This is a genomic window from Acinetobacter sp. WCHAc010052 (assembly GCF_002165295.2).
Lineage (GTDB): Bacteria > Pseudomonadota > Gammaproteobacteria > Pseudomonadales > Moraxellaceae > Acinetobacter > Acinetobacter chinensis.
Genome location: NZ_CP032143.1, coordinates 2,627,971 through 2,650,983 on the forward strand (window position 1 = coordinate 2,627,971; position 23,013 = coordinate 2,650,983).

General features: G+C 41.7%; 24 protein-coding genes. 10 read left to right on the forward strand and 14 right to left on the reverse strand.

Features of this window, described 5'->3' with window-relative positions; all coding sequences use genetic code 11:
* Window positions 1–7: 7 nt before the first annotated feature.
* From CDG61_RS12875 to CDG61_RS12885, 3 genes are all read right to left on the reverse strand, one after another.
* Window positions 8–1,681 carry a hypothetical protein gene (locus tag CDG61_RS12875; RefSeq protein WP_205671790.1) on the reverse strand — a complete coding sequence of 558 codons (1,674 nt, stop codon included), beginning with the start codon at window positions 1,679–1,681 and terminating at the stop codon, window positions 8–10.
* Window positions 1,682–1,931: 250 nt separating this feature from the next.
* Window positions 1,932–2,501 carry a dCTP deaminase gene (gene dcd, locus CDG61_RS12880; protein WP_087513324.1) on the reverse strand — a complete coding sequence of 190 codons (570 nt, stop codon included), beginning with the start codon at window positions 2,499–2,501 and terminating at the stop codon, window positions 1,932–1,934.
* A 179-nt stretch (window positions 2,502–2,680) separates the two neighbouring features.
* On the reverse strand, window positions 2,681–3,274 hold the full coding sequence (locus tag CDG61_RS12885) for a LysE family translocator (RefSeq protein WP_087549451.1): 594 nt from the start codon (window positions 3,272–3,274) through the stop codon (window positions 2,681–2,683).
* Window positions 3,275–3,665: 391 nt separating this feature from the next.
* Here CDG61_RS12885 and CDG61_RS12890 point away from each other — a divergent pair, with 391 nt between their 5' ends.
* Window positions 3,666–4,226, forward strand: a complete 561-nt coding sequence (locus tag CDG61_RS12890) for a DUF2062 domain-containing protein (RefSeq protein WP_087549452.1) — start codon at window positions 3,666–3,668, stop codon at window positions 4,224–4,226.
* 106 nt (window positions 4,227–4,332) lie between these two features.
* Here CDG61_RS12890 and CDG61_RS12895 read toward each other — a convergent pair whose 3' ends face one another.
* Both CDG61_RS12895 and apbC read right to left on the reverse strand, forming a co-directional pair.
* Window positions 4,333–4,887, reverse strand: coding sequence for a hypothetical protein (locus CDG61_RS12895; RefSeq protein WP_087549453.1), 555 nt, complete (start codon window positions 4,885–4,887; stop codon window positions 4,333–4,335).
* Window positions 4,888–5,104: 217 nt separating this feature from the next.
* Complete coding sequence (gene apbC / locus CDG61_RS12900; protein WP_087549454.1) at window positions 5,105–6,358, reverse strand: iron-sulfur cluster carrier protein ApbC; 1,254 nt, start codon at window positions 6,356–6,358, stop codon at window positions 5,105–5,107.
* Window positions 6,359–6,675: 317 nt separating this feature from the next.
* On the opposite strand from apbC, the gene CDG61_RS12905 reads away from it, so the two are divergent.
* Window positions 6,676–6,975, forward strand: coding sequence for a hypothetical protein (locus CDG61_RS12905; protein ID WP_087549455.1), 300 nt, complete (start codon window positions 6,676–6,678; stop codon window positions 6,973–6,975).
* Window positions 6,976–7,079: 104 nt separating this feature from the next.
* Here the strand turns inward: CDG61_RS12905 and CDG61_RS12910 are convergent, their stop codons facing one another.
* Complete coding sequence (locus CDG61_RS12910) at window positions 7,080–7,508, reverse strand: hypothetical protein (protein ID WP_087549456.1); 429 nt, start codon at window positions 7,506–7,508, stop codon at window positions 7,080–7,082.
* A 269-nt stretch (window positions 7,509–7,777) separates the two neighbouring features.
* On the opposite strand from CDG61_RS12910, the gene CDG61_RS12915 reads away from it, so the two are divergent.
* Complete coding sequence (locus tag CDG61_RS12915; RefSeq protein WP_087549457.1) at window positions 7,778–8,002, forward strand: DUF6500 family protein; 225 nt, start codon at window positions 7,778–7,780, stop codon at window positions 8,000–8,002.
* On the opposite strand, the gene CDG61_RS12920 is transcribed toward CDG61_RS12915, so the two are convergent.
* Complete coding sequence (locus tag CDG61_RS12920) at window positions 7,977–8,306, reverse strand: putative quinol monooxygenase (RefSeq protein ID WP_087549458.1); 330 nt, start codon at window positions 8,304–8,306, stop codon at window positions 7,977–7,979. The genes CDG61_RS12915 and CDG61_RS12920 overlap by 26 nt on opposite strands.
* 93 nt (window positions 8,307–8,399) lie before the next feature.
* Entirely contained in the window at window positions 8,400–9,233 is an 834-nt protein-coding gene (locus tag CDG61_RS12925) for a hypothetical protein (protein WP_087549459.1), read from the reverse strand.
* A gap of 190 nt (window positions 9,234–9,423) precedes the next feature.
* Here CDG61_RS12925 and metG point away from each other — a divergent pair, with 190 nt between their 5' ends.
* Window positions 9,424–11,481: a methionine--tRNA ligase gene (gene metG, locus CDG61_RS12930; RefSeq protein WP_087549460.1), complete on the forward strand. Its 2,058-nt coding sequence runs from the start codon at window positions 9,424–9,426 to the stop codon at window positions 11,479–11,481.
* A gap of 66 nt (window positions 11,482–11,547) precedes the next feature.
* Here the strand turns inward: metG and CDG61_RS12935 are convergent, their stop codons facing one another.
* Window positions 11,548–12,312, reverse strand: a complete 765-nt coding sequence (locus CDG61_RS12935; RefSeq protein WP_087549461.1) for a hypothetical protein — start codon at window positions 12,310–12,312, stop codon at window positions 11,548–11,550.
* Window positions 12,313–12,467: 155 nt separating this feature from the next.
* Between CDG61_RS12935 and CDG61_RS12940 the strand changes: the two genes are divergently transcribed.
* Entirely contained in the window at window positions 12,468–13,436 is a 969-nt protein-coding gene (locus CDG61_RS12940) for an MBL fold metallo-hydrolase (RefSeq protein WP_087549462.1), read from the forward strand.
* 50 nt (window positions 13,437–13,486) lie between these two features.
* Here the strand turns inward: CDG61_RS12940 and CDG61_RS12945 are convergent, their stop codons facing one another.
* Together CDG61_RS12945 and CDG61_RS12950 are read right to left on the reverse strand one after the other, a co-directional pair.
* The gene (locus tag CDG61_RS12945; RefSeq protein ID WP_087513310.1) at window positions 13,487–14,110 is read right to left on the reverse strand and encodes a LysE family translocator; all 624 of its coding nucleotides are present in this window, start codon (window positions 14,108–14,110) and stop codon (window positions 13,487–13,489) included.
* A 183-nt stretch (window positions 14,111–14,293) separates the two neighbouring features.
* Window positions 14,294–14,485, reverse strand: coding sequence for an NF038215 family lipoprotein (locus tag CDG61_RS12950; protein ID WP_087513358.1), 192 nt, complete (start codon window positions 14,483–14,485; stop codon window positions 14,294–14,296).
* 237 nt (window positions 14,486–14,722) lie between these two features.
* Between CDG61_RS12950 and CDG61_RS12955 the strand changes: the two genes are divergently transcribed.
* The 5 genes from CDG61_RS12955 to CDG61_RS12975 all read left to right on the forward strand — a co-directional run bounded on the left by CDG61_RS12955 (window position 14,723) and on the right by CDG61_RS12975 (window position 20,455).
* A complete protein-coding gene (locus CDG61_RS12955; RefSeq protein WP_416240690.1) occupies window positions 14,723–15,283 on the forward strand; it encodes a TetR/AcrR family transcriptional regulator in 561 nt (186 codons plus the stop codon).
* Window positions 15,284–15,294: 11 nt separating this feature from the next.
* Entirely contained in the window at window positions 15,295–16,971 is a 1,677-nt protein-coding gene (locus CDG61_RS12960; protein ID WP_087549463.1) for an MFS transporter, read from the forward strand.
* 70 nt (window positions 16,972–17,041) lie between these two features.
* Window positions 17,042–18,169, forward strand: a complete 1,128-nt coding sequence (locus tag CDG61_RS12965; protein ID WP_087549654.1) for an HlyD family secretion protein — start codon at window positions 17,042–17,044, stop codon at window positions 18,167–18,169.
* A 63-nt stretch (window positions 18,170–18,232) separates the two neighbouring features.
* The gene (locus CDG61_RS12970) at window positions 18,233–19,117 is read left to right on the forward strand and encodes a 1-aminocyclopropane-1-carboxylate deaminase/D-cysteine desulfhydrase (RefSeq protein ID WP_087549464.1); all 885 of its coding nucleotides are present in this window, start codon (window positions 18,233–18,235) and stop codon (window positions 19,115–19,117) included.
* A gap of 138 nt (window positions 19,118–19,255) precedes the next feature.
* Window positions 19,256–20,455 (forward strand): NAD(P)/FAD-dependent oxidoreductase, encoded by a 1,200-nt coding sequence (locus tag CDG61_RS12975; RefSeq protein WP_087549465.1) that lies wholly within the window; start codon window positions 19,256–19,258, stop codon window positions 20,453–20,455.
* Window positions 20,456–20,472: 17 nt separating this feature from the next.
* On the opposite strand, the gene CDG61_RS17510 is transcribed toward CDG61_RS12975, so the two are convergent.
* The 3 genes from CDG61_RS17510 to CDG61_RS12980 form a co-directional block, all read right to left on the reverse strand.
* Complete coding sequence (locus CDG61_RS17510) at window positions 20,473–20,613, reverse strand: hypothetical protein (RefSeq protein WP_160117061.1); 141 nt, start codon at window positions 20,611–20,613, stop codon at window positions 20,473–20,475.
* 140 nt (window positions 20,614–20,753) lie between these two features.
* Complete coding sequence (locus CDG61_RS17515; RefSeq protein WP_171405460.1) at window positions 20,754–20,927, reverse strand: hypothetical protein; 174 nt, start codon at window positions 20,925–20,927, stop codon at window positions 20,754–20,756.
* Between the two features lie 96 nt (window positions 20,928–21,023).
* Entirely contained in the window at window positions 21,024–22,586 is a 1,563-nt protein-coding gene (locus tag CDG61_RS12980; RefSeq protein WP_087549466.1) for a mechanosensitive ion channel, read from the reverse strand.
* Window positions 22,587–23,013: the final 427 nt, after the last annotated feature.

Below are 23,013 nucleotides of genomic sequence, written 5' to 3' on the forward strand. Positions count from 1 at the left end.
CACTCTCCTACAGTCCAGTTGTTTTAAATTTAAGATGCTGAATAAGGACACCATCAATTGCCGCTGATCCAAGGTTTACATTCCCTGTAGGACCTCTGAATACTACACCGGTAGAATTTGCATCTGTTTTCGCTTTCAACAGGTTTGTAACAGGATCCAGAGCCACACTCCCCACTGAAATACTGCTGTGTGTTGCATTTGTGCCCTGATATTTAGTGGTAACAGTACCTGCTGTAATGGATGCTCCATTGGTTCCACAGGACGCCACGTTACAGGTTGATCCTTCATAAGATTTTTTAAGATTGGTTAAATCTGTTGAGCTGTAAGCCTTGAATGCAGTTCCATTCATTTCCAGCTGGACATAACTGTTACCTACCCGAACATAACTACCAGTCGTACTGGCAGTATATTTCCCATCCGTTCCTTTGTTATAACGGTTAGCATTACTTATATCCAGACCAGGCGTATACTTTCCATCAATTACTTTATAGTACGTTGTATTTGCTGCTATATTTCCTGTCGATATTTCAGCATCATCGTAAAACGTATAAATTTTCTTATAGATTGCAGGAACATTTGGAATACGGGTCACTTCCAGTGCAATATTGTTCCCTTCAGAAGACAGAATATAAGGCTGATACATATTTCCAAGCACAAGGTTTACATTGGGACTGTATAAATACACTCCTTCAGTTGCATGAAAGAGCGGTGCTTTGCTTCCATCCAGTGCTGGTGTCGAATATGTACCATCAGACTGATCATCCTTAGCAGCAGTACCGATACGGATACCTTTCTGACCCAGAAGTTTACGGTTAGCTTCCGTATCTTCATAAATCAGACCTGAAGGATCATCATTGGTGTTAATTCTTAAAATTGCTGCCATTCCCAGGGTTTTATTATAATCTGCATTACTGGATCCCATCGTCTGGAACAGTCTGAGCTGAGTACCGTTCAGACTTAAACCATTGGCTACATACTGAAGACGGATACGCTGATTTTTATCAAGATTTGTATCATTTGTCGGGTCACCACTTACAGGTGAAGCAATCGGAGCACCTGTAATCGGATTAAGTGTGTTGGCTGAACCCCATGAGCGGGAGAAAGCATCCAGCCAGAAACCCTGTTTAATAACATTGTCTGCCTCATCCTTATCCACAGTTGCCAAAGGCGCTTCCAGAGCCAGATAACCGACATTGCCTGCTGCTGAGTTGAACTGCTGAGTATTCTGAGTACCTGCACGGAACAGCCAGGGGTTTGCGGTTGTCCCCCAGTTAAACCCTGTGTTGCTGTAACGCTGATTCAGATCATCATTACTTTTGGACAATGCCAGACCATAGATAAAAATATCGGCTTTTGTCCGACGTTTATCCAGATCCGCCTTAGTGGCTGAAGTCAGTGCGTCGTAGTTTTCACCTGTAGGAATAATCCGGATAAAACCAGTGTCATAGCTGGAAGGGTTTGCCAGACCCAATGCATAGCTCGAGCCTTTGGAAACATCATTTGCGCCCTGAAACACCATTTTAAAATCTTCAGGCAGCAATGCAATACCCTCACCCGTCGTTTCAGACAGTGATTCATCAGACATTGGCTTTAAGGCATGACCCGACTGTGCTACTGCCAGTCCAATCAATGTCGCAAGCACAGACTTTCTTAATCCGTGGCTATTCCAACTTTGAGTCATCTCGACCTTCCTTTTATCAGATGCTCCGCATCATTATTTTATTCTGTCCCTGACCTGGCTTTTACATTTTTCATTTAATACAGATCCGTTGCTGAACCACAGCCACAAAAATGCCAAGTCGATCTAGTTTTTCATTATGCTGAATATTCGCGCAAATGCAAAAAAATCCAGCCAAACTGCGCTGTTTTCCGATGAATGAATTGTAAAAAAAAGCAGACTTTAAGTCTGCTTTAAAATAAATCTTTATTTATTATGCCTTTGGCAGTGTTACACCTGTCTGACCCTGATATTTACCACCACGGTCTTTGTAAGAGGTCTCACAGACTTCATCAGATTCAAAAAACAGCATCTGAGCAACACCTTCACCTGCATAAATACGGGCAGGTAGATTGGTTGTGTTAGAGAATTCCAGGGTAACGTGACCTTCCCATTCAGGTTCAAGCGGCGTTACGTTGACGATAATACCGCAACGTGCATAAGTCGATTTACCCAGGCAGACAGTCAGTACATTTCGTGGAATACGGAAGTATTCAACAGTACGCGCCAGTGCAAATGAGTTTGGCGGAATGATGCAGACATCTGACTCGATATCAATAAAGCTTTTATCATCAAAGTTTTTAGGGTCTACAATTGCAGAATGTACGTTGGTGAATACTTTGAACTCACGGGCACAGCGAACGTCATAACCATAACTGGACACTCCGTATGAGATGAGCTTTTCACCATGTTCATCAAAACGAACCTGATTTTCAGCATACGGTTCAATCATGCCGTGTTTTTCGCTCATTTCACGAATCCAGCGATCTGACTTAATTGCCATTTATCTTCACCTAAAAAACTTGGAATTGATTACTGCCAGTACTTTAACTTAAAACTGTAACAATGAAAACACACGACTTCGAAGCTTATAAAAACCGATGCTTAGCACTCTGATAAAAAGGGTGCAGGCTGCTGCTTTTATCTGAATATCCAGCCGCGACCTGTGCCCCTGTCTGAGACTTAGAGATTCAGAATTGCAGAATAACTTAATGGGATAGAGAAACTGACCAGTACCAGCGATGCTGTTTTTTGAAGATTGGACTGATTCAGCCATCTGACTCTGTTTGAAGCCAGCAATGAACCGATAAAAGTCCAGAAAAAAGCGATTGGAATCAGCAGCAGAACAAAGACCAGCATATGTGCCACATAGGCATTTGTGCTTTTCCAGGCAATCACTGGAAAAATAGCCGAAGCAAACAGCAGTGCTTTAGGGTTCAGCAAGGTTGCCGTAAACAGTTCACGTGCGCGAATTGTTGGCTGGTCGAAGGATTCTTCTATGTCTGCTGTTTTCCATAAACGGATAGCAAGATAAATAATATAACCTGCACTGAACAGCTTCAGGACTGTTGGAACAGCAGGAAACTGGACAGAAATACTGCCAATTAAACCACCCCATACAGAAATGGAAATCATATAGCCAAATGCTTCAGCAGGAATAAGTCTGAATGATTTCCTCACACCTACCTGAATACCAGAAGATGCAAGTAAAGTATTTGTTGGACCAGGCGTCAGTAAAATCGTGACAACCAGACCAATAAAAAACAATGAAACCATACTCAGACCTCTCAATAGAGTGAGCGAAGAGTAAATGAGTTCATTAAACTTAGCAAAAAAATATTTGTAAGATGAAATATTTCAAAAAACTGAAAATCAATTCACATTATTGATTTATAAAATATTTAATCCAGAAATGATTCAATTCTGCACAGATACCGTTCAGTCATTTCCTGGTGATTGTTTTTGAAAATGAATTTCCATACTGAACATGCGAATCTCAGCTCATGCTCAAAATTATAAAAATTAATTTTTTCAGTATATTGAAACAAAATACAGCTGTTTGATCCATTTTATTTCTTTAAGGATTTACATTCCTTAAAAGATGGAACTGTCTCTTTTAAGAATAATCATGCACAATAGATTTTGTCCTGTCTGTACACACCCTTTTATGCCAAAACAGTTTTTTCAATCCTGGCTGCCTTCACCCGAGAAAGTGGCAAGTATGAAATTTATGCGTATTTTTGGAAAACACTCCTTAAATCCAGTGCTTTGGTATATCAACCGTAAATCCATTTCTAAAGCTGTCTTTATTGGAACCTTTTGGGGCATTCTCCCCATTCCGTTCCATACCGCTTTAATTGTACTGACTGTTCTGATTATGGAGGTCAATCTTCCTGTCAGCATATTACTTGCATGGCTGACCAATCCATTGACACTCGCTCCAATTCTGCTGGGGGCATTCTGGATCGGCAGTCAGATATATCAGGTCAATATGATTGATCAGGATATGCTGCTGGGGGTTCTGCATCAGATGACCCACTGGGTGACCAATATGGGACAGGGACATGTTGATCTGAGTCTGGCTAAGATTCTGCTTTCGGGGCTGATTGTCGAAGCTTTATTTTTTTCCGTACTTTTTTTTCTGATGACCCGACTCTTCTGGCGTTTCAGTATTATCCGTCAGTGGAAAAAAAGAACGGTCACTGCTGATAAGCCCCTCGATGACTGAAACAGTATGATTCACTCATAACTGTGCAGATACCCTCTTACACATAAAAACAAATCAGCTTTCCTGAAGAAAACTGACCTGCTGAACTGAGCCTTAAATAAAAGACTTAAGAACCGAATACGGCTGATTTCATTTTTTTGAAGAAACCAGTTTTCTGTTTTACTTCAGCTTTCTTTTCAACTTTAGCTGCAATCTTTTGCTGTGCCTGAACCTGTTTTTCAACAGCAGCTTTCTGTTCAGCTTCAACCTTGTTTACAGCATCCTGTTTCACAGTTTCAGCTTTCTCTTTCAGCTGTGCAGATGGCTTAACTGCCTGTTGCTGAGTAGCCATAGTTTTTGCTTCCACACCAGTTTTTAACTGAGCTGCTTTCGCTTTGGTATCAGATACTTTTGTATTAGCTGCTGTTTTGGTTTCTGCAACTTTTTGCTCTGAAACTTTTTTAGTATCTACAGCTTTGATCTGAGCCTGCTGAGCTTTAGCTTCTTCTTTCATTTTCGCCTGAGCCACCTGCTGTGCTTCATGCGTATTTTCAACTTTTTGCTGAGCAACCTGAGCTGCCTGTTTTAAAGTTGCCGGCGCTACAGTTTCAACAGCAGCCATCGCAGGTACAGCAACAGCTGTAGCCAATGAAACAACCAGTGATTTAGCGATAATTTTCATGAATTTCCCCTTGTTTTGAAACAGATTTTTTAAACCTGGAGAATTAAGCCCCTCAAATAAGTACAAGATGTGAATGTTATGTAACCCTATTGTTAACAAGGCGTTCAACTGCCTTCAAATACAGCGTATCACCTGATGATCAGATATTTTACAATCAATACAGCATAAAAAAAGCCCAGCAGTCGCTGAGCCTTTTTAAGCCTGTCTGGGTGCAGGATCAGAAAATACGGCTTTTGTCTTTTTCAGCTTTCGGCAGTTTTTCAATCAACTGCTGAGCGATTGTTATATAGCTTTCAGCAGCAGCATCTTCTGCAACCACTGAAGGTTTACCCGCATCAGCATTTTCACGGATCTGCACATTGAGCGGTAAACGCCCAAGTAATGGAATGTCATACTGTTCAGACAGACTGTCTCCACCACCTGTACCAAATATCTGTTCTTCATGACCGCAGTTTGAACAGACATGCGTCGACATGTTTTCCACCACCCCCATCACAGGAATCTGAACACGGTTAAACAGTTCAATTCCTTTGACCGCATCCATCAGAGCGACATTCTGAGGTGTCGTCACAATGACCGCACCCGTCACAGGTATACGCTGTGCAAGGGTCAGCTGAATATCTCCTGTACCTGGCGGCATATCAATCACCAGTACATCCAGTTCAGGCCACAAGGTCTGATTGAACAGCTGCATTAAAGCACCCGTTGCTTTTGCACCACGCCAGGCAACCGGTGTATTTTCTTTTCCAATCAGATGCCCGATGGATAATACCGCCATCCCATAAGCTTCAAGCGGCACAAAATTTTCCGCTTCGATCATTGGTGTCTGACCAGCATTTCCCAGCATGGTCGGAATACTTGGACCATAAATATCAGCATCCAGTACGCCTACTTTCAGCCCAAGTTTCTGCATAGCCAGGGCAAGGTTGACAGTCGTGGTTGATTTCCCCACACCGCCTTTGCCTGATGAAACCAGAATGACATGCTGAATACGCGGATGCTTTGGAATATCACGCTGCTGTGGTGCAGCTTTGGTAATCGGTGGGTTATTAGGATCAACTTCTGCAGGTGCTGCCTGAGCCACCTGACCTGATGCATCTGTAACAGGAGGCAGTTCAGTTTTTGCAGCTTTCGGCTGACTTGAACAGCTTTCACCTTTCTCGTGATCATGTCCACAGCCGGCATGACCTGTTTTCTGCTGAATCACGTGCATATTCAGTTCTGTGATGCCACATTTTTCCAGGGCATCTGCCAGATCATCATGAATTTTCTGCAAATGTTCTGCTTCTTCAGGATAGGTATTGACCGTAATCTGTAAGACCTGTCCCTGAACATTAACCTGTTCAATTCTGTCTTTTAACAGATTTTCAGATGCAGGCAGTACATAAGACTGGAGTACATTCTGAACAGCTTCTTCGTTGACCTCTTTCGATGGCGAAAAGACAGATTTTAGTGAAGAAAGCCACGACATATAATTACTCCAGACCAGAACATACGGTTTTGACCGTATAGTTTAACGGTAAACCGCGTCAAGGTTAAGCGCAGTTGCATGAAGCTTTCTGAATGTGAATATCATTCTGAGTGATAAACCTCACATTTATGATCGGTCTGCACATCAGAAATACAGGAACTGCGTCCAGTTAATTCCCTGAAAAATACAACCTGACCGCTGTTAAGGCTTTGAATCATTTGCAAACAGAAACAATTAAATCAGTGCTTTCATGTATTTAGAGCGATATATTAACCGGATTCAATACGCTTTATTCAGAATAAAATACGGGAAAATATATGAAATACATTCTTTCTCTGGCACTGTCACTGTGCGTATCCACTGCTGTATTTGCAGCGACTGAAAGTTCAAGTGTCAGAACACCTACCGGACAGCTTGTCAGCATAGGCGACACACTGACTGAAATGGAAGAACGTATGGGACAGTCTCCTGAATCCATGAATACCTATGAGCTGAAAGAGAAAGATCACAGCCATATTGCTTCTGCCTACGTCTATGAGATCGACAACTCCATTTACACCCTGACCATTGTAAACAATCAGGTCAAAAAAATAGAACGGATCAATAAAACCCCTTAACTGAAAATAAATAAAGGCAACCCTGAGATACACGGATTGCCTTTATTCAATTCTACCTGATCATTCAGGCAGATCATCATTTCCAGAACTTCAGATTTTCAGCTTTAAGCCTGATCATCCTTTTTAAATTTGCTTAATGTTTCGGATGCTTTTGCTTTTAAAGCATCAAATTTTTCTGCTGCCTGATCTTTAAGCTCACTGGCTTTCTGTTTTGCTTCATCCAGCTTATGACCCGCTTCTGCTTTCAGCCGGTCAAACTTTTCATGCGCCTGATCCTGTAATTCAGCAGCTTTATCTTTGACACTATCCAGATGGCTTTCAAATGCTGCCTTTTCTTCTGAATGTGCCGCACTGACATCATGTTTCAGATCATTCAATGCTTTCTTGCCTTCCAACTTTGTTTCTTCGGCACTGTGCTTTAAATCATCCAGTGCTTTTTCCCCTTGAAGTTTTGCTTCTTCAGCTTTAAGTTTCAGATTATCCCCAGCTTCAGACGCTTTTTGTTTCAGGTGATCAAGTTGATTATCGGTCATGGTCTTTTCCTCTTAATTCATTGTGAAACTACTGAAAATCACGAGTTCAAGGCTGAACTTATGTTTTATTTATAGCCGATTTACTTTGAGTTTGAATGTAAAACTGCAATTTGCAATAAATGCCATACGCAATGTTACTTTTGATATTTTTGATCAGTTCTACTTATGTATAACCTGATTTCAGAGCTGATGCGAATTGTAAATAATGCTGTATATTTCACAATTTGTGATATTCAACCAAAACCCAGACGGAATGAGATAACGACCTAATGACACCTGACCTTAAAACTAAAATCATTCAGATCTGTGATACTAAAATTGCCAAAAAGGGAGAAAATGTCGGTATTTCTTTTTATGCTTTTTTTGCCAACAAAAATACTGACCCTGAAAGTCTGATGCAGGTTGCCACCTGGTGGATTCAGACCCATCAGCTCGATCATTTTGAAAAAGCAGTGAAAATTAAACAGCTTATTCTTTCAGAACATGAGTATTAAGCCTGGTGTGCTGAAAACTTTCAAAAGTCTGCAAATGGGTAAATACAGGATTTTTACAGATATACTGATCAATCAAAGGAACCAGTCGCTGGAAGTGCTCTGACTGAACGTGCGCATCCAGAGCTGCACGATCAATCCATTCCTCAATAAAAACAAAATGTCCTGGTTCTTTCAGATCATGAAAAAGCGCATAGGAAATACAACCTGGTTCCTGTCTGGTTTTATCAATCAGTTCCTGATACAGCGGTAGAACCACATCAATTTGATCGACCTGAATAAAGTCTTCGGCTATCAGTTTCAACATTGGTCATACCTTCAGAATCATGTCTTTACATTATTTCCAGCTGTCTTACGCTTTCAGAACATTACGGATCTGAATTTAATCAACCAGCTAAGTTCAGCTCCTCACTGTACTCATAAAATTCACTGCATTGAACAACCAGACCCACAACACAAAACAACGCCCCTGATTAAAATAATTTAACTCTGTGCCATGCAAAATATTATGACGAGTTGCTGTCACAGTCGAACTATTATCCATTTTATAGGCCGCCAGTTCTGAAAAGTACGGATTCAGTTCATGCGCAATTTTAGCTTTATGCCACAGACTTTTAATTTCATTGCCTTTTAAACCAGGTACGATTTTATAGACATCGACAAACTTGGTATCCTGTTGTTTTAAATAACCATGTTGAATTAAAACATCCGTTAATAACCCTTCCAGTTGCGCATAAAGAATCGGAGCACAACCTGCATATAAACCCAGTTCATACAGTTTAAACGCTTCTTCAATCACGCTCTTACGCAAAGCTTTATTTTCACCCACTTCAAGTGCTTCAAATGCCTCAAAAAAATCAGCCTGAAAGCGTTGTTCATTAATCACTTTTAAAAGACTGAATTTTTTTAAATCTTCAGCTTCATGAACATCCTGCCAGAAATACAACAGATTCAAAGCATCATTGGCAACTTTGGCACCAAGCTCCTGATTTAACTCATCGGCAAGTACATCAAAGTAAGGCTCCTGCTCTGCCAGCTGATGCAGGGTTTTCTGTAAATACGCATGCTCATCTTCTGCAATGTCTTCAAGATAGCGTTCAGCCTGTTTGAGAATATTATTTTCCAGCTGCTTTTTTGCATTTTTATTTTGAGGAATACGGGTAACTTCACGACCGGACTCATCGTCAAAATCATCATCAAGAGTGTCATTATTAAAGGTATTTTCATGAATCATGTTTAGATCACTCTCTGCAATTACAAATCTGGAAACAGGCAACGACATTCTATATGAATGCACCACTGAAAATGTGAAATTGTATAAAAATCTACATTTGAATAGATTTCACCTATTCTATTGTGCATCTTCACAGCAATTACGTTAAAATCAATGCCCTTGCATTAACTTGAGAAAGAGAGTTATATCCGTGCGAAATATTTTAGTCACTAACGCCCTTCCCTACGCAAATGGTCCTATCCATATGGGTCACCTACTCGGCTATATCCAGGCAGATATCTGGGTTCGTGCCATGCGTGCAATGGGTCATAACGTGACTTATGTCTGCGCGGATGATGCACACGGTACAGCGATCATGCTACGTGCTGAAGCCAATGGCATTAGCCCTGAAGCGCAAATCGCCAATGTTCAGAAAGAACACATCCGTGATTTTGATGGTTTTAATGTTACTTTTGATCATTATGACTCTACGCATAGCGAAGAAAATAAAAATCGCTCATCTGAGATTTACATCAAAAACCGTGAAGCAGGCAATATTGCGATTCGCCCTGTAACACAGTTGTTTGACCCTGAAAAACAAATGTTCCTGTCTGACCGTTTCATCAAAGGCACATGCCCTAAATGTAAAGCGGAAGATCAGTATGGCGACTCATGTGAAGTCTGCGGTACAACTTATAATGCAACTGAATTACTCAATCCAAAATCGACTTTGAGTGGTTCAACGCCTGTTGAAAAATCATCAGATCATTACTTCTTTAAACTGCCAAACTTTGCAGAATATTTGCAAAAATGGACACGTGACGAAGGTCGTCTCCCTGTTTCCATCGCAAACAAGCTGGATGAATGGTTTGAAAATGGCTTGAATGACTGGGACATTTCCCGTGATGCGCCTTATTTCGGCTTTGAAATTCCAGATGCGCCAAATAAATATTTCTACGTCTGGGTCGATGCACCAATTGGTTATATGTCTAGTTTTGAAAACTATGTAAAAACCAAGCGTCCTGACTTAAGTTTTGATGATTACTGGAAAAAAGATTCTAAAAATGAAGTTTATCACTTCATTGGTAAAGACATTGTGTATTTCCATGCGCTGTTCTGGCCTGCAATGCTTGAAGGTGCAAACTACCGTACGCCTACAGGTTTGTTCGTGAATGGTTTCCTGACTGTAAATGGTCAAAAAATGTCAAAATCTCGTGGGACATTCATCAAAGCTGAAACTTATTTAGATCATTTAAATCCCGAATATTTACGTTACTACTTTGCGTCTAAACTTTCAGATAAAGTTGAAGACTCTGATTTGAACTTAGATGACTTCGTTCAAAAAGTAAACTCAGACCTTGTTGGTAAAGTGGTGAATATTGCCAGCCGTTGTGCAAAATTCATTAACACCAAATTTGACAATAAACTGTCTGCAACCTGTGCAGAACCTGAACTCGTTCAAAGCTTTATTGATGCAGGCGATTCGATTGCTAAGTCTTATGAAGCTCGTGAATTTTCTGCTGCAATCCGTGAAATCATGGCGCTTGCAGACAAAGCCAATCAATATATTGATGAGAAAAAGCCTTGGGCTTTAGCCAAAATTGAAGGCGAAGAACAACAGGTTCATGATGTATGTTCTGTCGGTATTAACCTATTCCGTCAATTAACGGTGTATCTTGCGCCAGTATTGCCGACTTTGGCTCAACAAGTTCAGGATTTCTTAAAACTTGAATCTTTCGACTTTGCTTCAGCAAAAACTGTATTGGCTGATCATGAAATTGCATTGTTCCAACCGTTAATGCAACGTGTTGATCCTAAAGCAGTAACTGCGATGGTTGATGCTTCCAAAGATTCTTTAGCTGCTGCTGCCGAAACTCCAAAAGTTGAGAAGAAGAAAGAAAAAGCTAAAGAGAAAAAGCCTGAGCCTAAAGTGGGTGAGGCAGAGATCATCGGTATCGAAGATTTTATGAAAATTGATCTTCGTGTAGCAGAAGTTTTAGATGCTGCAACGGTTGAAGGTTCTGATAAGCTTCTTCAATTGACTTTAAATGTCGGTGAAGCTGAACCACGTAATGTGTTCAGTGGTATTCGTGAGTTCTATGAGCCTCAAGACCTTAAAGGTAAATTGGTGGTGATGGTGGCAAACCTTGCACCTCGTAAAATGCGTTTTGGTATTTCGAATGGTATGGTTTTAGCTGCGGGCAATGGTGAAGGTGTCTGGGTGATTTCACCTGAAAGCGGTGCTAAACCGGGTGATAAAGTGTCTTAAGATTTTGAATCGGAGATAAGAAAAGCCTCTACATTGTAGGGGCTTTTTTACTTCATAACGTACATATCATTTCTTTAAGATAGGATCACAAAGTGTAGGTACAAAATTGTATCTATCATCTTTTTTAGTCACAACTATAATTTCATCACCTGTAACTGCTAGAACCTTAACTCCTATGGGAGTAACACATCTAGAAAAAACTTTCGCTTCAAAGTTATAAATATATGATTGTGCAGTCTCAGATACTAAGTTTGCATATTTATCTTTGGATTGCTCTCCAAATGTAAATAGCATAGAAAAGATAAAAGGGTAAATTAAAAATCTAGCAGCGCAACTCCATCCCGAATAACTTTCATTAAAACTCCCCCTATCCTTAGCCCAAATAACGTAGACAATATAAAATTGACATATAAATATAAGAATTAGAAAAAGAATAAATGTTGCTAAAATAAATATAACAGGGATTAACATTATCGCCACGAAGTTAGTAACTCTGTTAAGTCCACCTGATTCGTAACCAACGATTTGATTGACTATCTGATCCGCAAAGCCGTATGTAATATTTGTTAATAACGCATATAAAATGATGAGAAAAACTTTTCCTAAAGTCATTCCCCAGATCTTATGATAGACATATAGGAAATCCGAAGTTATACCAGCAACCCAGCATAGACTTAAAAGAAATAAACTGGTTTTGAAAAAATCATTAGCTGGCGTTAAATACCAAAAAAAAGTATTCAAAGCTAATAGACATCCAACCAAATAAAATTTCTGGCTACGGTTCAATTGATGATATATATCCCCAATTTTTTGTTGCACTTGAGCCATCATGTTTCAATACCTTATATTTTTATAAATTTATTATGAAGATAGAGAACTTTAATTTGAATATATTATGTCCAAATGTACGTCTTAAGTTGTCGTTCAAAATTTATAGGGATTATGATAAAAAGAGATATTCCTTTAATAAAACTTATAAACATCCCATGAACACTTTAAAGCTCATATTCATAACACTAGCTCTAAGTACCACTGCCTTTGCCACCCAAGCTGCTGAATCAACAATCATCTCAATGCCTGAACAAGTCTCAGGTTACTATCAACATCAGGAGGGCAATATCCAAATTACTGCCCTCCTCGATGGCACAAACTTCATGTCACCAACATTGTTTCAAGACATTTCCCAAGACCAAGTGCATGAAATTTTAAAGAAATATCATGCAGATCAAGCCAAAGGCGTACAAACTTCGATTAATGCCTTTTTGGTTAATACAGACAATTCACTCGTTTTGGTCGACAGTGGAACAACTGATTGCTTTGGTGCACATTTAGGTTCTGTCCTGAAAAATTTAAAAGCAGCAGGTTATCAACCTGAACAAGTCGATACGATTTTACTTACCCATTTACATCCTGACCATTCCTGTGGTGTAAGTAAAAATGGTGTGGCAAATTATCCGAATGCCACGATTTATGTATCAGAGGATGAAGCGAATTATTGGTTAGATCCAAACCAGGTCAATAAAGTTCCTAAAGAAAAGCAAGCTGGCTATGTAGGTACAGTAGAAAAAATTAAGGCAGCACTTGCACCTTATCAAGCAAGCAAACAGTTTAAAACCTTTAAACTGGGTGACAACATCAAAGGTTTTGAAGTGATTTCAACCGCAGGACATACCCCTGGACATTTCAGTTATAAACTCAAAACGACTGATGAAGATGTTGTGTTCATTGGCGACATTGTGCATTCACATACTGTACAGTTTGATCGTCCTGAAACAGCGATTGATTATGATATTGATCCGAAAAAAGCAGTACAGACCCGTCTAAAACAATTCCCTGTACTTGCCAAAAGTGGTGTAACTGTTGCTGCGCCACATTTGCCATTTCCAGGAATTGGGCATATTTACAGTGCTGATGGAAAGAGTTATCAATGGATTCCTGTGCATTTTAAGGATTAAATTTCAAAATTTTAAATATAAAAAGCGACCTGTATGGTCGCTTTCCTGTATTACTTCATCCCAAAAATTAACTTTAACCCAAGCAAAGTCATCACCCCACCTGCAATGCGGTCAAACACTTTCTTCGACTTCAGATATACACGGCGCGGACCTTCAGCAGACAGAGCAACGGCAACCAGAGAATACCATCCTGCATCAATAAAAAAGCACAGCACAGGTAAAACCACATAAAAATATGAAGGAATTTCTTTGGGTAAAAGTGCAGTAAAAATACTCGCCAGAACAATCGCAATTTTCGGATTACTCATTTGAGTGATAAAGCCCAGACGGTATGCCTGAGCATAGCTCATCTGTTGAGCCCCACCATCTACAGCCTGCATCGGCTCTTTGGCATGTTTTATAATTTTATAAGCCAGCCACAGTAAATACAGACCGCCACAGATTTTTAAAGCCAGATAGGCAGAAGGTACAGCCAGTAAAATTGCCTGTAAGCCCATCACTGCAAGCAGTCCAAACAGCGCAGCACCTGTGCCTGTTCCCAGTGCAGTAAACAGACCATGTTTACGTGAAATTGCTATCGAATTTTTTGCTACATAAATAAAGGTTGGACCAGGACTGATCGCACCCAGCATCAATGCCAGAGCGATTGAGCCTATAATCAATAACGATTCCAAAGTGCCACCTGAACAAAAAATTATGCTGCCGATTTTACGCCTGAATGCGTTATTTTTCTTTAAAAATTTACACTAATGAGCTTAAAAATAATTTTACTGATCAAAAGACTTCTGCCCAAAACAAATATACTGAAAAACACAGTCTCACTGTTCAGGTCATTCAGCACCGAACGCAGAGACCAGCTATGGTGTCTCACCCACAGGCAGGTTTTCACGAACACGCAGTTCTGCAACCTGATAATCCTGATCATGTACAGGAACACCACCAATAATCATGGTTCGAGCTGTGGTTCTGGGTTTGTTCAGATCATCTTTGACATCACACGCCATCAATAAAAATATGCTGCTGAACAAAACAGGGAACAGCTTTTTCATGATCTGCCCTCTTATCATTATCTGTATATCAACATAGCACACTGAGTATTTTTTCACCATTATTTAATCCTTAGCCAGTGAAGCGGATAAAAAGTACTTAAATTCACTCAAGTATTTTTAACCTGAAATCATTCACTTAATGACTGTTAACAATTCAGCACAGACATAAATATTTACAACGGACAAAAATGTCCGTTAAATACACTCTATTCCCTGAACTGTTTAAAGCCGTTTTTCATGCAGCCTGTTATCCCGAAAAGACAATTACAAGCCAGCCAGAACCGTGAAGATTTACTGGAAGCAGCATTAAAAATTTTCCGCCTGCATGGTATCCGTGCGCCCCTGCAGCTGATTATTGAAGAAGCAGGTGTGGGCAGAGCCACTTTTTACCGTAATTTTCAGGACAGACGTGCGTTGGTCATCGCCTTGATGGAGCAGGCACTCGACCGTCTGGAAATTCGGGCAGCCAGATATGCGCCCTATCCTGATGGCTTTTTACGTCTGATCCAGAACCATGTCGACAATCTGCCCTATCTGACTGCACTGATGGAATACTGGCGTGTGATCAGTTATGACGACCCTGTTCTGGTTGAGATTTATCAACGACGGGATCAGTTATTACAGCCCCTGATTGATCAGGCAATTGCGCACGGCGTGTGTCGAGCCGACTTCAGTTCTAAAGACTACGCCATGATTACTGCTATTTTGCGTTCATCGTTCCAGGGAATGGATGATGAGGCACAGCGTGCACTGGCAAAACGGGCACTGGATCTACTTATTCACGGCATTCGACCGTAAACGGGGGCTCAATGGACAAAATGCCACGGCTGCTTGAACCTGCCCCCGACTGGACAGCTGAAGAAAAACCAACACTACCAGGCTCACCTGCAGCAATTGCACATCCTGCACATAAGCGCTATCTGTATTTTATCATTGGGCTGTTCGTTGCCATCTGCGGGAGTCTGAGTAACGGTTTTATTACTGCCAATCTCCCTGTTATTCAGGGTGAATATGCACTGACACCGAGCCAGACGGCCTGGATTCCGGCTGTCTATGTCATGGCAAATATCAGTTCAAACCTCATTCTGTTTAAAGCCCGTCAGCAATATGGTCTAAGACTTTTTTCAGAAGTTGGACTGGTGCTTTTTATTGTTGTGCTGGTTTTACATATTTTTGTGCATACCTATGAAATGGCTCTGTTTGTCCGTTTTATCAGTGGTCTGGTTTCAGCTCCCCTAAGTTCCCTGGGGATGTATTACATTATGCAGGCATTTCAGCGGGCGCATTTCGGACGGGCAATTTATCTGGCGCTGGGTTTTCAGCAGCTGGGGATTCCTCTTGCCTGGATCATTTCTCCGTACATTGTCGATGTAAATGACTGGAGTGTGCTGTATACATTTGAACTCGGACTGGCGCTGTGCTGTCTGGCCATGGTGGTGTCCTTAAAACTGCCACGCAGTCTGAGAATTGCTGTTTTTGAAAAGCAGGACTTCTTCACCTTTGCCCTGCTCGCACCTGGTTTTGCCATGCTCTGTATTGTTCTGACTCAGGGACCTGTGCTGTGGTGGTTTGAAGCGCAATGGCTGGGTTATGTGCTGATCGCAGGTTTCTGTCTAGTCTGTATTGGGCTTACTTATGAACATTTTCGGGTTAATCCACTGATCATTACCCGATGGCTGGGTACATCTTCAACCCTGAAGTTTATTTTTGGTGCATTAGCCATCCGCTTTTTAATGTCTGAACAGACTTATGCTGCTGTCAGTTTTCTGAAAACCATGGGAATGGGACCTGATCAGTTTGTATCGCTGTATATGGTGATTTTCCTGGGGATTGTCTCTGGTACTGTTTTCAGCGCCATGACATTCAAGCGTGAACGTATGATCATTCATCTGATTGCCGCAGAGGTGCTGATTTTACTTGCCTGTGCGCTGGATTATCATCTGACCAGTGACGTCCGTCCTGCCAGTTTTTACCGCAGCCAGTTCCTCGTCGGTTTTGCCAGTGGCATGTTTATTGGTCCATTACTGCTGACAGGCATTGTTCGTGCACTGCAAAAAGGACCCTCACATATGGTCACTTTTGTGGTGCTGTTTTCTGCGACACAAAGCTTCGGTGGCTTACTTGGAAATTCTTTTTTCTCAACCTATCAGCAGATCCGGACGCAGAACTACCGTACAGAACTGGTCAGTAATCTGTCTGATACCAATCCTGTTGTTGCTCAGCGAATCTTAAGCTATCAACAGGCTGCAGCCAGATACACCCTCGACCCGTCACTTGAGCAGAATCAGGCAGTACGTGATCTGAACCAGGTGATTTTACGTGAAGCACAGGTTCGTGCTTATAATGATGTGATCGCCCTGAATGGCATATTTGCAGTTCTGCTGCTGCTCTGGGGTACCTACAATATTGCAGTCAGTAAATATCAGCTCAGAAAACAACAAAGGTCTGAACAACAACAGCCCACACAGACGGTAAACAGCTCCTGATAAGTTTCAACCGAACATTATTGAAGTAAATATATTTTGCCCTGACCTAAAACTGATTTTGAGAATGACCATGCCACAAGATGAAAATAAGCCTGCTGACCCTGAAAATACACAACAGACAGATGCCACTCCTGCACTGACACCACCACCGTCCAGTAAACTGATTCCAACAGCGAAACGGACATTGATTCTGATGTTCTTTGTTCTGCTGACCGGGATTTTAATCATTATGTGGGCATGGAAAATCGGACCATTCAACACCAGTCTTGAGTCAACGGAAAACAGTTATATCAAAGGCAAAACCACTGTGCTCTCCTCACAGATCAACGGCTATGTGAAAGATGTACTGGTGACAGACTTTGATCATGTCAGACAGGGGCAGGTACTCATGCACATTGACACCACCACCTATGATCAGAAAGTCACTCAGGCGGAAGCAGGTGTGGATCAGGCAAATACCACACTGGCAAATCAGACTCAGGCAATTGAACAGCGTAAAGCAGATATTGTGGCAGCACAGGCAAAAGTGGAACAGTCTCAGGCGAGCTATGATTTATCGGTTGCTCAGCTGAACCGTTACCGTCAGCTGGGGAACAGTGGTGCAGCTTCCAGAACCGAACAGGACAATGCAGCAGCAGATGTAAAAAATAATCTGGCTCTGCTGAAACAGGCAAAAGCAAATGTGCTGGTCGCACAGGCAGCATTAAAAACAGCGGAAGTCGCGCAGTCGGGTCTTCAGGCACAGGTCACCAACGCAAAAGCACAGCTGGATCAGGCCACCACCACCAAAGACTACAGTGTGATCACAGCACCTATGGATGGTCAGCTGGGTGAAGTCAGTCCACGTGTCGGGCAGTATGTTGCTGCCGGTACACAGCTGATGTATCTGATTCCCCGACAGACCTGGGTCACAGCAAACTTTAAGGAAACCCAGATCAGCCAGATGAAACTGGGGCAAAAAGCAACTTTCAAGGTCGATGCATTAGGACATAAGGAATTTACAGGTCATGTCGAAGAAATTTCTCCTGCTGCCGGTTCTGAGTTCAGTGTCTTAAAACCCGATAACACGACGGGGAACTTTACCAAAGTGGTACAGCGCATCTCTGTACGCATCGCAATTGATCCCAATCAGCCAGGCATGGAAAACTTACGTCCTGGCATGTCTGTGGTGACTTCTGTAGATACATCCTCCAGATAGCACTGTTTCAGGTGTCTGTTTCCGCTAAAATAGTGTTATGTTTTTCATGCAAAAGCCTGAACGATGTTCGACCAGATTGCGCAACGTATTCCAACCCAGACCATATGCTTTGAAGATGCCCCAACGGTTCAGATCGCCATTAAACGACTGGATATGGTTCATCCGCGTATTTCGGGCAATAAATTTTTTAAACTGAAATACAACTTTGCAGAAGCACTCCGGCTCGGAAAAAAATGCATCATCAGCTATGGTGGTGCTTATTCCAATCATATTGCTGCCACAGCATACGCAGCTCATCTGCACGGTTTTCAAAGCATCGGTATTATCCGTGGTGAAGAACTTGCCCATAAAGCTCTCAACTCAACCCTGCAAACCGCGCAGCAATATGGCATGCAGTTTCAGTTTGTTTCACGTGAACAATATCGATCAAAAGACACAGCAGACTTTTTACATGCATTAAATCTGCAATATCCAGATGCGTATATCATTCCCGAAGGTGGTACCAATACACTCGCCATCCAGGGCTGCTCAGAAATCCTGACTGACTTTGATCGACAGCATTATGATGTGATCTGCTGTGCGGTGGGCACTGGCGGCACCATTTCAGGGCTGATTGAAGCCAGTGCATCGCATCAGCGCATTCTGGGGTTCTCCGCATTGAAAGGTGATTTTCTGCAGAACGATATTGCTCAGTGGACTGAAAAGAAAAACTGGAAAATTATGGATGACTACTGCTGTGGGGGCTATGCCAGAACTTCTGCGGAACTGTTGCAGTTTATGCATTTTTTTGAAATGCAGTATCAGATTCCACTGGAACAGGTCTATACCGCAAAAATGCTGATGGGACTGTCCGACTTACTTAAAAAAGATTATTTCCCGGCAGAAACCCGTATACTGGTGATTCATACCGGTGGTTTACAGGGACGCAACATGCCTGAAAATACCTGACAGACCTGTATCTGTTCAGAATTGAAGGCTGATGATTTTTCAAAATTTCCATATCAGCCTGTCGATGCGAATAGTCCTGAAAATTACATTAAAAATGACTATAATGCCCTGCTTTCCATCTCCCCCTAAGAGTTTAAGATGTCCTCACCTTATTACGATGTCGTTGTCCTTGGCGCAGGCGCTTCTGGCTTAATGCTGGCAGCAAAGGCAGGTGTCCGTGGCCGTAAAGTACTGGTGCTGGAAAAAGCCAACAAAATCGGCAAAAAAATTCTGATGTCGGGTGGAGGAAAATGTAATTTCACCAATTTATATGTAGAGCCTGAAAACTTTATTTCCCATAATCCCCATTTTGTCATTTCAGCACTGAGCCGTTATACCAACTGGGATTTTATTGGTATGGTCTGTGAATACGGCATTGAATATGAAGAACGTAAACACGGTCAGCTGTTTACTCTAAACGGTGCCAAAGAAATTTTAGCCATGTTACTGAACGAGTGCGACAAAACGGGCAATGTACAGATTAAAACCAGCTGTGAAGTTAAAGCAGTCACTGCACAGAATGACTCCGGCTTCCAGGTAGCAACCTCCACTGGCAATTTCCAGGCAACCTCTGTGGTCGTGGCTTCGGGGGGATTATCCATTCCTACACTGGGTGGTTCAGGGATTGGTTATGATATTGCCCGCAGTTTCGGACACTCCATTTATCCGACCCGTGCAGGTCTGGTGCCTTTTACATTTACAGATGGCTTTAAGGAAGTCACCACACGTTTAAGTGGAAATGCTGTCGAAGCCACACTGTCCAATGAATTAAACAGTTTTACCGAAGCTTTGCTGTTTACACACCGTGGTTTAAGTGGTCCAAGCTCGCTGCAGCTTTCCAATTACTGGGATGCAGGACAACGCTTCAATATCGACTTTTTACCTTCAGTTGATCTGACTGAATTCTTTAAAGCCAAAAAACAGTCACAGCCCAAAGTATTGTTACGTACTTTGCTGGCTGAACATTTTCCTAAAAGCGTAGTCGTTGAATTACAGAATCTGATCTGGGCTGACCAGGCTGAATTACAGATTGGTAATTTCAGTGATGAAAAACTGGAAAATATTGCTCGAAAAATTCATTGTTTTGAAGTCAAACCATCAGGAACAGAAGGCTATCGCACAGCAGAAGTCACACTGGGTGGTGTGGACACAGCAGAAGTTTCTTCGAAAACCATGGAAAGTAAAAAACAGAAAGGTTTATATTTTATTGGTGAAATTCTGGATGTTTCGGGTCATTTAGGTGGATTTAATTTCCAATGGGCATGGGCATCAGCACATGCCGCATCAGAATTTGTATAGCAGCATTTTTTTATCGCTTATTCAAGATAGTCGGTACGGAATAACATCAGATGATGTTTTTGCTGAACTCTTGAAATTGCAGAACTCATTGCACAGTTCTTCTCCTGGCTGAATGTAGAAGAACGCTGCTGAAAACGGCTGAAAATTAATTTAAACATTATATATCCCCTCTTATTATGCCTATATACATCCTTATATGTATACGCAATTTATATGCCATATTTATGACATTAAGTTAGTGTCTATCCCTTAGACACTTTATTTTTAACATAAAAAATATCATAACACGAATAATATTTTAAGGATTTTCAGAAACTTGATGGGACTTTTCCTCAGTCTTTTCAGCAACCTGTGACTTCTGTTCCACTTTTGGCTTGGAAAATACAAATTTGTAGGCACTCGCAAGGAAACCAACAGTAATTCCGGCTATAACAATGGGAGCAATAAATTTATTCGGTGCCTTTCTGGACATGATCATAACCTCTTTACATAATATTGAAGACCAAGCACACCTCAATGTGATTGATCTTCGAAACAAATTACAGGTTAATTCGGGTCAAATTCAAAATTACTCTGCACTGTTATGACCGTTATTGTCCTGAGTAGTCGGGCTGACAGCAGGTGCAGCAGCATTTTTCGGATGTAATGGATTTGGCTGATTGCCTTCTTTCTTTGCCTTGTCCACCAGATCAGACAGCAGACGCTCTGCCGGCTGACGGCCACCCAGACCAAATGCCAGTGCAAATGCAACTGCTACAGCGCCCAGCGTCAGACCGAATGCAAGATTGACAATCGAATCGGCAATACCCATTGCCCGCAGTCCCATTGCCACAACCAGTCCCATGATCAGTACACGGACCAGACCGGCAAGCCAGCGTGAACTGTTGTATTCACCTCGCTGTACGACATTTGCCACCACATTTGCCAGCCAGAAACCGATGACCAGAATCACCGCACCAAGCAGAATATTTGCACCAAAATGGATAAACATTGCGATCAGACTACTGATCTGTTCAAAACCCAATCGGTTCGCTGCTTCAGATACGGCAAACAGCATGGTAAAAAACACAACCAGATAACCGACTGCACCCGATACTTTAGTTGTCCCTAAAAAGCGCTGAATATCCAGTTTAGCCGGAACTTCATCAACACCCGTACCCGCAATAATTTCAGACAGCAGATTTGCCACAAAGCGTGAAACCACATAGGCAATAATCAGAATCAGACCTGCTGCGATAATGTGCGGTACTGCATTCATGATTTCATTCAGCATGGCGGTTGCAGGCTGAGAAATTGCCTCTACACCGAGTGCTTCAAATGCAATAATCAACGACGTGATAATCACAATGGCAAATACAAATGAGCCTAGCACTTTAGGTAAATCAGAGTTTTTGAACAGACCAATTTTCTGTGCCTGCTGCTGAAGCCCCAGACTGCGTGTCAGACCTTCCACAATTCCCCGTACAATTTTTGCTAGAATATATCCTGCAAAAACAATCACGCCTGCAATAAAGATATTCGGCAGGAACAGAACAGCTTCATTCACCATATTCTGTACAGGGAACAGCAGACCATTCAGTCCCAGAATCGAAAGTACGATTGGCAGGAATAACAGCAGAACAAGCCAGTAAACAATCTCGCTGATATTTTCACTGATCGGGCTGACACCAACCTCAGCACTGAGTTTTTCATCCAGCTGAGTTTTACTCAACAGTTTCTGAAGTCCGACTTTAACCAGATTTGCAAAGATCCATCCAACGAAACCAATCGCAATCGCAGCAAGTAACTGTGGCACAAAGAGCAGGAACTGCTGAATCATATTGCTGAATGGACCACTGACACTGGTCAGATTCAGCACATTGAGCGCGCCAATCACAGCAATAATCATGACCAGCCAGAAAATCACTCTGCCGACAATGCTTTCAATATTTGAACGGTGACCTGTGGCTTTGGACAGATGCTGATCCGTACCTAATTTTTCAAGTAGTTTTTTAGCACCTGCCGCAATAATCAGTGCAAGAATCCACCCCACCAGCAGGATTGCAACAGCTGCCAGAACCGGATGAAACTGCTCCCAGTAATACTGAGCATCAAGCCGTGCGCCTGGCCCTCCAGAAAAATAATCATTCATTTCTATTATCCTCTTGTTATTTAAATATATATTATTTGACTTAAACCACGTTCTGCATGACCTTTTTAAAGCTGAAAGCTTATGTTTTAACCTTAAGTTTTGATCATTTTATATTCAACAATATTTCGCATAACTACTACAAAACAGGCACAAACTCACATTAAAAAGGCTCTATCAATAGAGCCCTTTTTCAGTATTTTTCAAATAATTTAAATCAGATGAGAACAGAAAATCCTGTCAGGGCTGATGGATACGCTGCCCTTTTCAGACGACAGTCAGGTCACAGCACTATGGTTTGCAGCCATATAAACAATCACTGCCAGTAGAAATAAACCTGTCAGCAGAAGCATATAAACAGGCAACCTTTTTTTCTGTTGTATTTCCTCAGTACTCGTAACATGAGGAGGTTTATTGAAATCATGGATCA

Coding starts and splice junctions, on each gene's coding strand:
- CDG61_RS12910 (WP_087549456.1), bottom strand. CDS start 7,508: ATGACCGATAATCAACTTGATCACCTGAAACAAAAAGCGTCTGAAGCT.
- CDG61_RS12955 (WP_416240690.1), top strand. CDS start 14,723: ATGCAGCCTGTTATCCCGAAAAGACAATTACAAGCCAGCCAGAACCGT.
- CDG61_RS12965 (WP_087549654.1), top strand. CDS start 17,042: ATGCCACAAGATGAAAATAAGCCTGCTGACCCTGAAAATACACAACAG.
- CDG61_RS12905 (WP_087549455.1), top strand. CDS start 6,676: ATGAAATACATTCTTTCTCTGGCACTGTCACTGTGCGTATCCACTGCT.
- CDG61_RS12920 (WP_087549458.1), bottom strand. CDS start 8,306: ATGTTGAAACTGATAGCCGAAGACTTTATTCAGGTCGATCAAATTGAT.
- CDG61_RS12885 (WP_087549451.1), bottom strand. CDS start 3,274: ATGGTTTCATTGTTTTTTATTGGTCTGGTTGTCACGATTTTACTGACG.
- CDG61_RS12970 (WP_087549464.1), top strand. CDS start 18,233: ATGTTCGACCAGATTGCGCAACGTATTCCAACCCAGACCATATGCTTT.
- CDG61_RS12950 (WP_087513358.1), bottom strand. CDS start 14,485: ATGAAAAAGCTGTTCCCTGTTTTGTTCAGCAGCATATTTTTATTGATG.
- CDG61_RS17510 (WP_160117061.1), bottom strand. CDS start 20,613: ATGTTTAAATTAATTTTCAGCCGTTTTCAGCAGCGTTCTTCTACATTC.
- dcd (WP_087513324.1), bottom strand. CDS start 2,501: ATGGCAATTAAGTCAGATCGCTGGATTCGTGAAATGAGCGAAAAACAC.
- CDG61_RS12960 (WP_087549463.1), top strand. CDS start 15,295: ATGGACAAAATGCCACGGCTGCTTGAACCTGCCCCCGACTGGACAGCT.
- CDG61_RS12975 (WP_087549465.1), top strand. CDS start 19,256: ATGTCCTCACCTTATTACGATGTCGTTGTCCTTGGCGCAGGCGCTTCT.
- CDG61_RS17515 (WP_171405460.1), bottom strand. CDS start 20,927: ATGTCCAGAAAGGCACCGAATAAATTTATTGCTCCCATTGTTATAGCC.
- CDG61_RS12925 (WP_087549459.1), bottom strand. CDS start 9,233: ATGATTCATGAAAATACCTTTAATAATGACACTCTTGATGATGATTTT.
- CDG61_RS12935 (WP_087549461.1), bottom strand. CDS start 12,312: ATGATGGCTCAAGTGCAACAAAAAATTGGGGATATATATCATCAATTG.
- CDG61_RS12890 (WP_087549452.1), top strand. CDS start 3,666: ATGCCAAAACAGTTTTTTCAATCCTGGCTGCCTTCACCCGAGAAAGTG.
- CDG61_RS12895 (WP_087549453.1), bottom strand. CDS start 4,887: ATGAAAATTATCGCTAAATCACTGGTTGTTTCATTGGCTACAGCTGTT.
- CDG61_RS12875 (WP_205671790.1), bottom strand. CDS start 1,681: ATGACTCAAAGTTGGAATAGCCACGGATTAAGAAAGTCTGTGCTTGCG.
- CDG61_RS12980 (WP_087549466.1), bottom strand. CDS start 22,586: ATGAATGATTATTTTTCTGGAGGGCCAGGCGCACGGCTTGATGCTCAG.
- apbC (WP_087549454.1), bottom strand. CDS start 6,358: ATGTCGTGGCTTTCTTCACTAAAATCTGTCTTTTCGCCATCGAAAGAG.
- CDG61_RS12915 (WP_087549457.1), top strand. CDS start 7,778: ATGACACCTGACCTTAAAACTAAAATCATTCAGATCTGTGATACTAAA.
- CDG61_RS12940 (WP_087549462.1), top strand. CDS start 12,468: ATGAACACTTTAAAGCTCATATTCATAACACTAGCTCTAAGTACCACT.